Below are 13,032 nucleotides of genomic sequence, written 5' to 3' on the forward strand. Positions count from 1 at the left end.
GCAGTTAGATGACGAAATTCAGCAATTCAGAAAGAAGCAGACTGGCGGCACCGCGTAGAGCAGCCAGGCATTCGCCATCTCCGAAAACAAGGGCGATGTCATCACCTGGGCGATGGAATACCAGATCGTGGAAGCTTTCCTGAATCAGACGAAGAATGGGGCCTCCCCCCCGTACAATGTCCCCGTGAATAACAATGAAATTCGGCGCCATAAACTGCTGGAGGTTCGCCAGGCCAACCGCGATATTGAACGCGTAGTCGCGAATGAGATCTCTCGCGCCCGGCACGTCCTTGTCGGCCAGCGTCGACAATCGGCTCACATCCAGGGAGAGAGGTCGTGGCAACCGCCTGACCTTAGCTTCGGTCCTTAGCCACTTCGAGCTGGCGATCGTTTCCCAGCATCCGCGTCTGCCGCACTGACACATCCGACCTTTGATGTCTACGGTCGTATGACCGATTTCACCACCTGCACCTGCGGGTCCGCGATAGAGATGTCCATCAAGGTAAAGCGCTCCGCCCAAAGTCTCTCCGATATAGACCGAGGCGAAGTTTCTCCGACCGCGGCCCTGTCCAAACCAGCGATCCCCAACGAGTAACGCCCTCGTATCCTGATCGACGCAGACTGTGACTCCGAAACGCTTGTTCAATTCGGTTTCGAGCGGAAATCCATCGAGGAAAGGCGCAAGGCCGACGGTCACGATCGTGCCAGTCTCCGTATTGATCATTCCTGCGACGGCTACACCGATCCCCAAGATCGGCTTTCCAAATGCGACGGCTTTTTCGATACAGGTGCTTATAATACGGAATGCGTCGGCCGCATTTGTTACGTTCTTCGGGAAGTAGACGACATTTTGCGCATAGACCTCGCCCTCCAAAGAGACCAAACACGCACTCACTCGGTCGTGCAGCAGGAGCACCGCGCAAATTGGCCTTGCGTCCTTGGAAAACCACAATTTGGTAGCCGGCTTGCCGCCTGTTTCATTGGGAGGGATCACCTCTCCTTCCGCGAGCACCCCCTGATCGAGTAAAGGCTGCACTATCCCACCGATAGTTCCTCGAGTCACACCGGTAACGCGGGCCAGATCCGCCCTGCTAGATGCTCCTATGTCGTACAAGGCTTGTAGCAATCGTCCTCGATTTGCGGCCCCTAAAGTTCCCGTCGAGATTAGTTTTTGAGCCAGCATAATGCCCTTACCGCTTTCGCTTTTTTGGCTATCGTCAGGGCTGCTCTCATTCTCTCCAAGCCGGAAAGCTTGAAGTCTTCTTATCAACGAGTCCATTTCATCCGATCCTGTTTTACGAATCCAACTGAGCCTAAGCGGTGAGCACTATCATCCGGATAACTGGAGCTCCCCGTTCGGACCGGATCGTGTTTTTAGGGCCATCTGGGGCTCCTTCAACGCGTCTTATGACCGCACGTGCCGCCTGGAAAACCCTGAAAGATCCCCTCACAAGGCTTTCCTCAATGACCTCAGATGTCCGAGCAATCGTTAAAAAACAATTGAAATATTGAAGTGACGAGCCGAAGCGGAGCGGGGCTCCAATGGCTGCGCCAATTATTCCACGCAGCCATATTCGAGATGCAGTCTGTACTTGTCTATATTGATGCCCCCACATATATCTTCATATATACTTGATTTTATACTCACTTTTAACTTTTGCATCTCCGAAAACGGTGATAGCGATTGCGAGGGCTGATCAGCATTTCAATGAACGATGATTGGACAATGCAATGAGCGGATTTGGTGCACCAGAGCGCAAAACGCGCAACGCGCAAGGTGCTTGCGCAGTCGAGAAGCTCGCCATTTTCGGTGGGAAGCCCGTGATCCCTCTGGGACGCGTCATACCTTGGCCCGCGGCAGAGAAAAAGCACTTGGATGCGCTTCGCGGAGTTGTGGATAGTGGGAAATATCACCGCGTCAATCATCCAATTGTCAGCGATCTGGAGCAAAATCTTGCAAGGTGGATTGGAAAGTGGCAAGTGCGGGCTGTCGGCAGCGGAACGGCGGCCATTCACATTGAACTCGACTACTTCAAGGAGCGCGGGGAGCAAGTTGTTACCGCGGCACTGAATTGGCCGGGAGCGGTAGGACCAATTACAATCAATGGCCTTGAACCCGTCTTCGTCGATGTCGACATGAGCGTAGCCGGGATTGATCAGCAGGCGGCCGCTGAGAGGTTCAACCCCAACGTCGCTGCGGTTCTGATCACCCACCTTTTCGGGAACAATGTTCTCGTCCCCGATGGAAGGCATGCTGCGCGTGCTCAAGGAATTGCAGTGATCGACGACATCTGCCAGTCGATCGCAGCCGCGAAAGCAATCGTCGGCGGCTCTCATCTTGATGCAGACGCACTCGCTCTTTCCGGAAACGGCGCTAAACACCTTGGGGCCGGCGAGTTGGGATTTGTGATAACGGAGGACGACGACCTAATTGCACATGTTGATCGCGTATCGCTGTCAAGCTCGTCTCGCAGCGGAGCGCGAATATTTTCACCTCTTTCCCAAGGGTACAATTACCGGCCCAACGTATTCTCTTCATCTATTGCGAAGCTGCGGGTCACAGAGATGGATGCGCAACTCGAAATTCGAAGAGACAATAGCAATCTGTTATGGGAGATGATCAGCGACCTTGCGGGTATACTTCCGCTTTTCGACCCGTCAGACCGCGACCATTCGATGCTCAACTTTCCTTTGCGGATTGAACCTGAGGTGCTTGGCTTTCCGCCAGGTCCGGCTGCAAGGGATTTCGTCGTCAAATCGCTGCAGGCCGAAGGTGTGCCTATCTGCGTTTGGCTCACGAAGCCCGTTTTTGAATATCTCCCGGAAATTCGCAACAAGTGGAACGCCGCCGATTTTCCACACACCGTGAAAATATTGGATACGATGTTCTACGTCTCCGAGATCGCACCGCCAAATGGTGGCGAGTTGATGCATCTTTACGCAGATGCTTTTCACAAGGTTTGGAGTGCTCTTCATAAGCAGGGGCCGGAGATCGCAGCTGGAGCAATTCCCAGCTGAGCACCACGCGTCGCGACAATTCCCCGGGCCGCAATAGTCTACCCCACAGGTTTTAAGCACACTCTGCTCAATGGGCAAACATCTAAGCAGCACTGGGACAAAACTCAAAGCCATTTCTACGACGAGGCCCCTTGTATGTCTTTCTCAAAAAAACCGGAATTATTGATCTTCGACTGCGACGGGGTCCTCGTCGATAGCGAGCTTATCGCAACCGCGGTGCACATCGAAGCGTTGGCGAAGTGTGGCTATATCATATCCGCTGAAGAGTATAATGATCGTTTCGTGGGAATGACTGACCAGCAGAGTTATTCAGTCATAGAATCCGAGCGGGGCCTCCGCCTACCAGAGGATCACCATGAAAGCGTTATGGCCGAAATCGCAAATCGTTACGCGCGTGATCTGCGCGCGACCAGCGGCGTTCGGCAAGCGTTGCAAGCTATCAATTTGAAGAAGTGCGTCGCGTCGAACAGTGACACTACAAAGCTCTGCTTGGCACTCATAGTCACAGACCTACACAAGTTTTTTTGGCCCCATGTCTTCAGCGCTTCGCAAGTTGCTCGTGGGAAGCCGGCTCCGGATCTCTTTTTGTTTGCTGCACAGAATATGAAGAAACCAGCTGGCAGTTGTCTTGTTATTGAAGATAGCGTTGCGGGAACCCAGGCGGCGGTGGCTGCGGGGATGACGGTGATTGGCTTTGTTGGTGGCTCCCATTGCCTACCTGGGCATGGAGAAAAACTGGCAGAAGCAGGTGCGATAAAGCTGTTTAATGACATGGCGGCACTGCCACAAATCTTGGCTCGTTTGTGATCACCAATTGCGCGCAAGCGATCCGTTTGAGCCCCGGTATCACTGTCCAGATTCATGGTGCGTGCGATAGCACTAGGGTAGTGCACGGGCTCGTCATTTGACTATCCGCGCTTGTTTGCTCGGACCGCTAAAGACATGGAGACACTATGACAGCTGAAACTCCGGTGACGATAGATTACCTAGAAGGATTTCCGAATTTCCTTTCCGTTTGCACAAGCTGGGCCTTCGGACAATGGGGTTGTCAATCGTATGGCTCATATGAACAAACGCGACGTGAGTTTGAAGCCGCAACGAGCGGTTCAATGCCGCTAACACTTATTGCCATTGAAAACGCGGTGCCCGTAGGAATGATCACGTTAGCTGATCGTGACTTCGACGGAAAATCCAATCTATCTCCATGGCTTAAGTCGCTGTATGTCCATCCATTCCACCGCAATAAAGGAATAGCCGCGTTGTTGATTAAGCGGCTGGAGCAGGAGGCATCGCGTCTCGGTTGCAAAAGCCTCTACTTGGTAACAGAGGACGCGCGCGTTCTTTACGAAAAGAGTGGCTGGCAGGCAATTAACTACGTCCAAACACCGTTCGGCGCAGCAGATTTGATGACGAAGGTTCTGCCGGAGAGTCCACTTGACTGAAAAACCCCTACGCCACAGCGTTGATAACGCGATATTGCGACCCCTTTGGTGTGATCCAATTTTATGGACCATCTTGATGTTGCTGTTGCAGCCATAAACGCCAGCGGCGACCGAGGCGCTGGCTCACTGTCCCTTGTCGCTGCCATGGCATTCACCCTGCTTCCGTTCCCACCAGCTTAGCCATTGCTGAGATGCTTGTGCTGCAAAAAAGCCGCAGGTGTAAGAGGTACGACGTAGCGAGCTGACGAACATTATCATCGAAAGGTTCTGAGTCTTTATGCAATCCAGCAACAACGTAGCAGCGTCAGCGACTCTTCATTCTAGCTCCTGGCGTTTTGGCCACCTCTGCGGCCGGTCGTGTCTGCGAGCATCGCTCATATTGACTTCTTTTTTTGCCTTCGGCGTTTCATCTAGTGCCGAAGCAGCGGCTCTGCTGCCGGTAAAGCCTTCACCATATCTTGTAAGTGCGATTACGAGAAACATGTTTAAGGTGCCGGAACCCGACGATGACCTGGTCATCTTATCTGCACACCGCGGATCCTGGGAGATCTATCCAGAGAATTCTGCCTACGCCTTGCAAGACGCCTGGAATTCGCAAATCGAGAGCGTGGAAGTCGACGCCCGCTTCACTGCGGACAAAGAAGTCGTTCTATCTCACGACTACAGGATTGACCGCGTGTCAACTGGAAGCGGTTTTTTATATAACCAAAACTTTTCTCAATTGAGCCGGACGGATCTAAGGGACCGGCATGGTCGCGTTTTTACGGATTCGCAGGGGCACAAGGCTAAGTTCCTGACGTTCTCTGCCGCGCTCGATCTACTCGCCCAATTTGTTTCCGACGATGGTCGTGGTTACGTGATGATCGTGGATGTCAAGGCGGCGGTCGATGATCAGGACCCGACCGATCCTGACCTTGCCCCCAAGTTTTATCCAGTCTTGAGTTCGCTCCAGCGGTTTTTGGTTGCTGTTGTTGGTTCGGTAGCGGCGGGTTGCGGTGCGGAGCCATTTCGGCTGCGCAGCACCGCATCACGTCGCGGGTTGAGTGTCTGAGCGAATTCGGCCGGTGTCAGCCAACCAAGGCCTGAATGCGGGCGTTGATTGTTGTAATCGCTACGCCAGTTTGAAAGCGCGGACCGGGCGTGAGCAAGCGACGAGAACAGAGTTTCATTCAAGAACTCGTGTCGCAGCCGCCCGTTGAAGCTTTCGATAAAAGCGTTCTGGATAGGCTTGCCAGGCGCAATGTAATGCCAGTCAACTTTGGTCCGGTCCGCCCATTGCAGGATCGCGTTGCTGGTGACTCGCTGCCGTTGTCGCTGACGATCATCCTCGGCTTGCCGCGCTCCTCGATAATCCGGTCAAGCTCCCGTGCGACGCGAAGACCGGAAAGCGATGTATCGGCGACGAGCGCCAGGCACTCCCTCGTGCAATCATCGACGACGGTCAGAATCCGCAACCTGCGCCCATCGGTGAACTGATCCGACACGAAGTCTAGCGACCAACGATCATTGGCCACCATCGGCACCAGCATCGGCGCTCGCGTGCCTATCGCTCGCTTGCGACCGCCGCGCTTGCGCACCGTCAGTTTCTCCTCCCGATAGAGCCGGAAGAGCCTCTTGTGGTTCACGAGGTGACCCTCCCGCCGGAGCAGCACATGAATGCGTCGATATCCGAAGCGGCGACGTTCATGCGCCAACGCCTTCATTCGCTCGCGAAGCTCATGATCATCGTCGCGCCTGGTCTCGTAACGGACCGTCATTCGGCAAAAACCAATGGCTTTACACGCCCGCCGTTCGCTCATCTCATGATGGCTCATCAGATGCGCGACAGCTTTCCGCTTGGCCGCGGGCGTCACCACTTCTTTCCCAAAAGGTCTTTCGCTAAGGCGAGACCAACGCGTCCACAAAGGATTGTTTTATGAATTATGGCAAAGAATCTTCCTACTGTTTTCTGCGGTGGGTTGTCTTGCTGCTGGCGTGGGCCAATCAGCATCATGCATCGATGAAGCCAATTGTCTTAGAAGCGCATCCGGCAAAGTATCTCAGACCCTCACACCGAAGGTCGTGCCGATTTTCGGGCGATATCCAAAGGTGTACATACACGACTCGGCGGCAGGATTGGATTATCCAGTGCCTGAAAATACGAGGCAGGCATTTGACTTTTATACCAACAAGACTTCTTTCAACTTTCCACCGCACGGATCAGTCGAGACCAGTCAACCCGCATCGATCAGACCGGACCGAGGATTCACAGTCCTTTTGGTGGAAAAAACCCGAGATAATCCCGTTCCTAACGGCGGTAGCGCGCTGTCGCTACTCAGTTCAACTTCGAACGGCGCCTACCTATCCTTCGCGTTAGGTGCCACGCCTAACGCCAATGGTCAAAAGTGGTCTTTTGCAAAAAGCCGCTTCAAAGTGGAAGGGCGGATACTGCGTGGTGGCAAAAGCCGTGGGATATGAACGTTGTGGGGCCAACAGGCGCATTCTCCGGCACAGAGTGGATTTACTACACCTTCACTCCAGACGGCAAACTTCGCATCGACCGTTTCGCGCCATATACCTATCTTTTGGTGTTTACAGCTTACCAATGGGATGAGGCAGTGCTCGACAGCGGTTTCCCGCATTCTGCCTACAGCTCTGGTACGCCAACCGGCCGGCCGAAATCCGTCACTTTCGGCTCGGTTGGGCCATGGGTTATTGGCGCGGCCGCGGTGCCCGGGCAGAGCTCGCCCATGATCGAGCCAGTAGAGGCACTGCCGGGCTTTGAGGGAGTGACGATCTTTTCGACGCCGTTGTCCATGAAAGAAGTAATAGCGTATCAGAACTCCCTGAAGTCGAGCGATTTTCTCGATGTCGACATGCTGCCATGCAATAGCGGCCAGTACCTTTCGGGTGAAATCAAAACCCCTTGTGGTACGGCTCGTCCTGGCAATCCTCCGTCCAATGTTAATTCGGTGGCTCGAAATGAGATCAGCAACAAAATCGAACGCCAGTGACTCTCATTCTGTTCCGACGGCAGTTAGACGGAACCAGTTCCAGGGACGACGGTTAGCGGGGAAAGCTGCGCGAGAAATTGATCGTGACAAACAAACAGAGCCGTCTCCAGGCAGCTGAGTGGACGGATTGCGTGACCATCAATAGTCGGCACCCCTCACAGACCCAATGCCCGCATCATATTGCGAGGGCGGCAATGTGTCATGCGGGGTGCATGGGTGTGATCGGACGCTGGATCTATGATCGCTGAGATGTGTCAGAGGCGGGATCGATCGAAATCAAGCAGCCTTCCGATTTTCATGAGGCGTTTCTGCTTGAGCCTCATCTCGGATATCTTGTGCCGGTTAGTTAAGGTTAGCACGCCTCGCGAAGCAGATCGACGCTGTCGATTAGGACGGCCTTGCCTCTGACTTTGACGCCCGACGCCGCAAGCGCCGCAAATGCGCGGGAAAGGGCTTCCGGTGCCAATCCCAGTTTGCCGGCTAGGATTCTCTTCCGATAAGGAATACGGAACGTGATCCGTGTGGTGGTCGTCGATGCGGAGCAGCGGCTTATGAGATAGCTTGCCACCCGTTGCGCGGCCGTCAACAGCCGATCTCCCGCAATACAATCCATCGCGCCGAGCAGGTGCCTGACCATGATGCGCATGACGTTCCGATGTACGACCGGATATTGCGCGGCGAACGCCTGCAAGTCCGTAACCGCAAACAGCGCGACCTCGGCCCCGTCGGCGGACCGCGCGCTATAGGCATAGGAGTCGCCCCCCACGAGGAGATATTCCCCAAAGGTGTCGCCCGGCTCGCACACGCAGATATCCGCCTCGCGCCCGGCGGATTCCGATTTTGAAAGTCGGACAAACCCGTTCATGACGCAGTAGACGAACGATGCCTGCTGACCCTCGGTTATGATCTTCTCGTCAGCGGCGAAGGTTCGAAGCTCAGCCGTTGCGGTGAATTGCTCCGCAGTCGCCTGATCCAAACCAGCGAACAGTTCAGACTGCAGAAGTACAGAATTTTTCGCAAGCATCCATCTTCCTTTCGTGTTTGGACCCAGTGTGCGGTCAGGGTTCTCGTTGATCGGTTTCGTCCTCGGCGAGGATTCGCCAGGCGGCGCCTTGAAGGTCGTCATACTGGCCGCTCTTCAGCGACCAAAGGAATGCCAGGAGTCCTATTCCTCCCATCAGTAGCGCGATCGGTATGAGATAGATCAACATGTTCATGCGGCTTTGACCTCCGCACTCCTGCCGATCCCTCCTCGAGTGTGCATACCCGGACGCTTGCTGAGGGCGTTCAGCCGCAGTGCGTTGGTCACGACGATGATCGAAGATGTCGACATTGCCACCGCCGCTATCAGCGGCGTCGCCAATCCGGCGATGGCGATCGGCACCGCCAGAACGTTGTAACCAATGGCGAGAGCGAAGTTCTGCCGGATGAGGCTGGCGGATCGTCGCGCAACGGCGATCGCTTCCGGAACAGCGTCAAGGCGATCGTTGAAGAAGACGAGGTCGGCCGCCTGTCTGCCGATATCGGAGGCCGTGGCGGGCGCCATCGAGACATGCGCGGCAGCAAGCGCCGGGGCGTCGTTGATCCCGTCGCCAACCATGAGCACGCGACGACCTTCGCCATTCAGCCTCTGGCATTCCTCGACCTTCTGTTTCGGCGTCAGAGAGCCCAAAGCGCTGTCGATACCCAGGGCATGCGCCGTATTGTCGACGACGGTCTGCCTGTCGCCCGACAAGATCAGCGTTTCAAGGCCGGCTGCATCGAGCCGGTCGATGGCCTCGCACGCACCCGGATGAAGCGTGTCATCGAAGAAGAAGCGGGCAAGATCGACGCCATTCTTCGACAGGACCACTTCCGAGAACGGACTGTCGGCGGTGCGGGGCACGAAGCTGGTTCCGCAGGCAAACGCCGCGTTGCCCAAGCGATAGATATCCGCTCCGTTCCTGGCTTCCAGTCCCCCGCCGGGGATTTCCGTGACCCTGTCGAAGGAGATGGGGGCAGTTTCGGTGTCCCGCACCAGAGCCCGAGAAAGAGGATGCCGTGAATGCGCTGCCAATCCACCGGCGATTGCAGTGGCGCTCTCGTCCATGGCATCCACTCTGACAAGGCGCGAACTGCCCATCGTCAAAGTGCCCGTCTTGTCAAAGGCCACGGTGTCGGTCTCAGCCAGTCTTTCGAGTGCTGTGCCGTCCTTCACCATGATGCCCTTCCGGAAAAGCTCCCCCGCGGCGACGACCTGGACCACGGGCACGGCAAGACCCAATGCGCATGGGCAGGTGATGATCAGGACCGCTACGGCGACCAGCATGGCCTGTTTCCAGTCTCCGCCCAGGAAGCCCCAGGCAAGGAAGGAGACCAACGCCAGCAGATGCACGACCGGCGAATAGAGTGTCGCAGCGCGATCGGCGATCCTGCGATAGCGAGCTCTTCCGCCCTCGGCGGCTTCCATGAGGCCGATGATCTCCGAGAGAAGTGAATTCTTGGCAATTCTCGTCGCCCGCAACACGAGCGAGCCGGTCAGATTCATCGCCCCGGAACTCACTTCGCTGTCGCTGGCGACGGCGACGGGGCTGCTCTCGCCGGTGACGATGGAGAGGTCCAGGTCGCTTTCTCCGCTGACGACTATGCCATCGACGGGAACCCGTTCGCCTGCGGCTATCGAGATTTCATCCCCCGCCGCGATCTCTTCTACCGCAATGTAGCGTCGCGACCCGTCCGGATTGATCAGCAATGCTCCGCGCGGGGCCAGCCGTGCCAGTCCGTTGATCGCTGCCCGAGCCTTTTCCCGCATGATATGATCGAGGGTTCTGCCGATCAGCAGGAAGAAGAGCAGCGAGACCGAAGCGTCGAACCACGCATGCTCGCCGTGATGGACGGTCTCCCACAAGGAAACGGCATAGGAGAGCGACACGGCGAGTGAGATCGGAACGTCCATGTTGGTGCGCCCGTGCCGCAGCGCATTCCAGGCCGATTTGAAGAAGAAGCGCCCCGCATAAACCAGCGCGGGCGCTGCTATCATCGCCGAGATCCAATGAAACATATCGCGCGTCGCGGCATCTGCACCCGACCAGACCGATACGGAGAGCAACATGATGTTGGCGGCCGCAAAACCGGAAACGCCGATCGCGAGGAGAAGCTGATTTCTGGTCTTGTCGTTCTCGGGAGCTGAAGGCGTGAAGAGATGCGCGCGATATCCGGCCGAGTTGATCGCTGCGAGGATCTCGGACGGATCGGCGGCATGCGTCTCGATCTCCTCCTGGTAGACGCAGGTCACCCTTCGAGCCGTGAGATTGACGCGCGCCGTCTTGACGAAGGGAAGTGTCAGCAGCGCCCTTTCTATGGCCGAAATGCAGCCACCGCAGTGAACGTCGGGAACACTCAGGTCCAGCTGACGCAATCCCTCGCCGAGCGGCTGACTGGCAAGACGGACCTCTTCGGCACTGAATGATGTCGTGCTGAGGGCAAGCACGCTTTCCGCGTCCATGGTACAGCAGGTCATTGGTCCAACTCCGCGCTATCGATGCGTTTTGCCTCATGCATGACGACCACGCCGCCGTTGCGCGAGATGGCCTCGACGATCCAGTCACCTTCGGCTAGATCATGTTCCGCTTCGAACCGCCCCGCGGCTGCCTTCTTGAGCGTAAGGAGGAAGTCCTCGTGGTCTCCGACGGGCCGTTTGAAATTCAGAACGACGTCGTCGACGATCGCAGGCGATCCTCTCTTGTCGTGAATGTCGTAGCGGATCTCGTGCCCCTTTATGGAGAGGTTGCCCTCGATGCCGGAAGCGGCCATTGCCTTCATCGCCGCCGCTTTGCGGTTGAACTCCTGACTGGCGACATAGGTGTTTTCCACGACCAGACCGCTCCAGCTGGAGGAGGCATAGAAGGCCATGGTGACGTTCACCGCGATCACCACGCCAAAGAATGCCGAGGTCGCAAGCAGCATGTGCAGGCCTGTAAAACCTTGAGCGGAGGTCTTCATTTGATGTCTCCCGGTGCATTGAACGCCGCGCGGTAGGTTGCCCGATCGGCATGATCGGTATCTTCGATAACGAACAGAAATTCATTGATCGCGGCTCCGGTAGGCTTGCGTGTAACAAAGACCTTGAGCGTCGTGGCCGCGTCGGGTTCGGCATGGACTGTAAAGCTGCGAGCGTCTTCCTTGCCGAACTCGGGGATGCGCATCGTCGCCCCCTCCAGCCCGACCAGGCTTATGTTCACATCCCTCGGCGTCGGCACCATGTTCAGGACACGAAGCGTGTAGCCATTCCTGAGAGAGCCGTCGCTTTCCAGAACATATTGGGGGTTTCGGTCGTGAACGACGTTGAGTTCAAGGCGCTCCCGAAAGGTGAGATGGACGAGCATGGCCACGCCGACCGACGCCCAGGCGACTGCGTAAAACACGGTTCTCGGACGATAGATAATACGCCAGTCGAAGTGCCGGATCGCCGGAACGAAGGTCCCATCCTCGTTTCGAACCCTGGACGGCTGGACGGCCGTTCGTCCTTCATCCGTGGCAACCGACATGTTGCTCGAGTATTCGCTCAGCGTGGCGTAGGCGATCAGGCCGCGGGGCTTTCCGAGCTTGTCCATGACACCGTCGCAGGCGTCGATGCAGAGCGCGCATGTGATGCACTCCATCTGCTGTCCGTCGCGAATGTCGATTCCCATCGGACACACCGCCACGCAGGCATTGCAATCCACGCAATCCCCGACCGATAGGCCATTGACCAAAGCCTTCTTGGCGTGACGCGACCGCTGCTCGCCCCGCCAGTCATTGTATGTGACGACGAGAGAATTTTCGTCGAGCATCGCACCCTGGATGCGTGGCCATGGGCACATATAGGTGCACACCTGCTCTCGCATGAGACCGCCGAGCACATAGGTCGTCGCGGTAAGGATGGCGACGGTGGTGTAGGCGGCTGCAGGAGCGCGGCCGGTGAACAGCGAAACAAACAGGCTCGGCGCGTCGGCAAAATAAAAGATCCACGCTCCGCCCGTGACGACGCCGATCAGCAACCAGATCGAGTGTTTGACGACACGCTTCCTCAGCTTGGCAAAGCTCATGGGACCAGCATCAAGCTTCATTCGCGCGTTTCGATCGCCTTCGATCGCACGTTCGACGACGAGAAAAAGATCAACCCAGACGGTTTGCGGACAAGCGTAGCCGCACCATGCGCGGCCAACCGCGGAAGTGACGAGAAACAGGCCGAACCCCGCCATGACGAGGAGGCCCGCTACATAATAAAATTCCTGGGGCCAGATTTCGATGAAGAAAAAGAAGAAGCGCCGTGAACACAGGTCGATGAGGATTGCCTGGTCAGGCGCGTACGGACCGCGATCCCAGCGAACCCATGGCGCGAGATAGTAGATGCCGAGCGTAATCAGCATGACGATCCACTTGAACCGGCGAAACCTCCCCTCGGCGCGCTTGGGAAAAATCTTCTTCCGGGGGGCATAGCGGGGCTGCCTGTTACGGCGTGCATTGACGGGCTCGACGCCGACGCGCTTTATGTCGTTGGGATATGGGGCACTAGAGAGATTCATGGCTCTGTCCGATTTTGACCTCCCCTTTTCCCA

Annotated in this window: 10 protein-coding genes and 2 pseudogenes; 5 read left to right on the forward strand and 7 right to left on the reverse strand. The window is 56.4% G+C overall.

Going from position 1 to position 13,032, the window contains the following annotated elements:
• Positions 1 to 4 precede the first annotated feature (4 nt).
• Positions 5 to 1,279 (reverse strand): ROK family protein, encoded by a 1,275-nt coding sequence (locus AC245Y_RS26570; RefSeq protein ID WP_017996968.1) that lies wholly within the window; start codon positions 1,277 to 1,279, stop codon positions 5 to 7.
• Between the two features lie 452 nt (positions 1,280 to 1,731).
• On the opposite strand from AC245Y_RS26570, the gene AC245Y_RS26575 reads away from it, so the two are divergent.
• The 4 genes and pseudogenes from AC245Y_RS26575 to AC245Y_RS26590 all read left to right on the forward strand — a co-directional run.
• Complete coding sequence (locus AC245Y_RS26575; RefSeq protein WP_017996967.1) at positions 1,732 to 3,018, forward strand: DegT/DnrJ/EryC1/StrS family aminotransferase; 1,287 nt, start codon at positions 1,732 to 1,734, stop codon at positions 3,016 to 3,018.
• 135 nt (positions 3,019 to 3,153) lie between these two features.
• Positions 3,154 to 3,825, forward strand: coding sequence for an HAD family hydrolase (locus AC245Y_RS26580; RefSeq protein WP_012755356.1), 672 nt, complete (start codon positions 3,154 to 3,156; stop codon positions 3,823 to 3,825).
• 146 nt (positions 3,826 to 3,971) lie between these two features.
• Positions 3,972 to 4,460 carry a GNAT family N-acetyltransferase gene (locus AC245Y_RS26585; RefSeq protein WP_012755357.1) on the forward strand — a complete coding sequence of 163 codons (489 nt, stop codon included), beginning with the start codon at positions 3,972 to 3,974 and terminating at the stop codon, positions 4,458 to 4,460.
• Positions 4,461 to 4,941: 481 nt separating this feature from the next.
• Positions 4,942 to 5,220: pseudogene (locus tag AC245Y_RS26590) on the forward strand (glycerophosphodiester phosphodiesterase family protein); the annotation flags it as partial.
• A gap of 167 nt (positions 5,221 to 5,387) precedes the next feature.
• Here the strand turns inward: AC245Y_RS26590 and AC245Y_RS26595 are convergent.
• Positions 5,388 to 6,325: pseudogene (locus tag AC245Y_RS26595) on the reverse strand (IS3-like element ISRle4 family transposase); the annotation flags it as partial.
• Positions 6,326 to 6,913: 588 nt separating this feature from the next.
• Between AC245Y_RS26595 and AC245Y_RS26600 the strand changes: the two are divergent.
• Positions 6,914 to 7,453, forward strand: a complete 540-nt coding sequence (locus AC245Y_RS26600; protein WP_017996965.1) for a hypothetical protein — start codon at positions 6,914 to 6,916, stop codon at positions 7,451 to 7,453.
• Positions 7,454 to 7,805: 352 nt separating this feature from the next.
• Here AC245Y_RS26600 and AC245Y_RS26605 read toward each other — a convergent pair whose 3' ends face one another.
• From AC245Y_RS26605 to ccoG, 5 genes are read right to left on the reverse strand one after another with little or no spacing between them, the layout of a single operon-like run.
• Positions 7,806 to 8,477, reverse strand: coding sequence for a Crp/Fnr family transcriptional regulator (locus AC245Y_RS26605; RefSeq protein ID WP_017996964.1), 672 nt, complete (start codon positions 8,475 to 8,477; stop codon positions 7,806 to 7,808).
• 34 nt (positions 8,478 to 8,511) lie between these two features.
• Positions 8,512 to 8,670 (reverse strand): cbb3-type cytochrome oxidase assembly protein CcoS, encoded by a 159-nt coding sequence (gene ccoS / locus AC245Y_RS26610; RefSeq protein WP_003549679.1) that lies wholly within the window; start codon positions 8,668 to 8,670, stop codon positions 8,512 to 8,514.
• Entirely contained in the window at positions 8,667 to 10,952 is a 2,286-nt protein-coding gene (locus AC245Y_RS26615) for a cation-translocating P-type ATPase (RefSeq protein WP_017996963.1), read from the reverse strand. Before AC245Y_RS26615 ends, ccoS begins: the two co-directional genes overlap by 4 nt.
• Positions 10,949 to 11,434, reverse strand: a complete 486-nt coding sequence (locus tag AC245Y_RS26620) for a FixH family protein (protein ID WP_003563096.1) — start codon at positions 11,432 to 11,434, stop codon at positions 10,949 to 10,951. Before AC245Y_RS26620 ends, AC245Y_RS26615 begins: the two co-directional genes overlap by 4 nt.
• A complete protein-coding gene (gene ccoG, locus AC245Y_RS26625; protein ID WP_003563094.1) occupies positions 11,431 to 12,999 on the reverse strand; it encodes a cytochrome c oxidase accessory protein CcoG in 1,569 nt (522 codons plus the stop codon). The genes AC245Y_RS26620 and ccoG overlap by 4 nt, the downstream gene beginning before the upstream one ends.
• Positions 13,000 to 13,032: the final 33 nt, after the last annotated feature.

The sequence above is a fragment of the Rhizobium sp. SRDI943 genome (assembly GCF_057653695.1).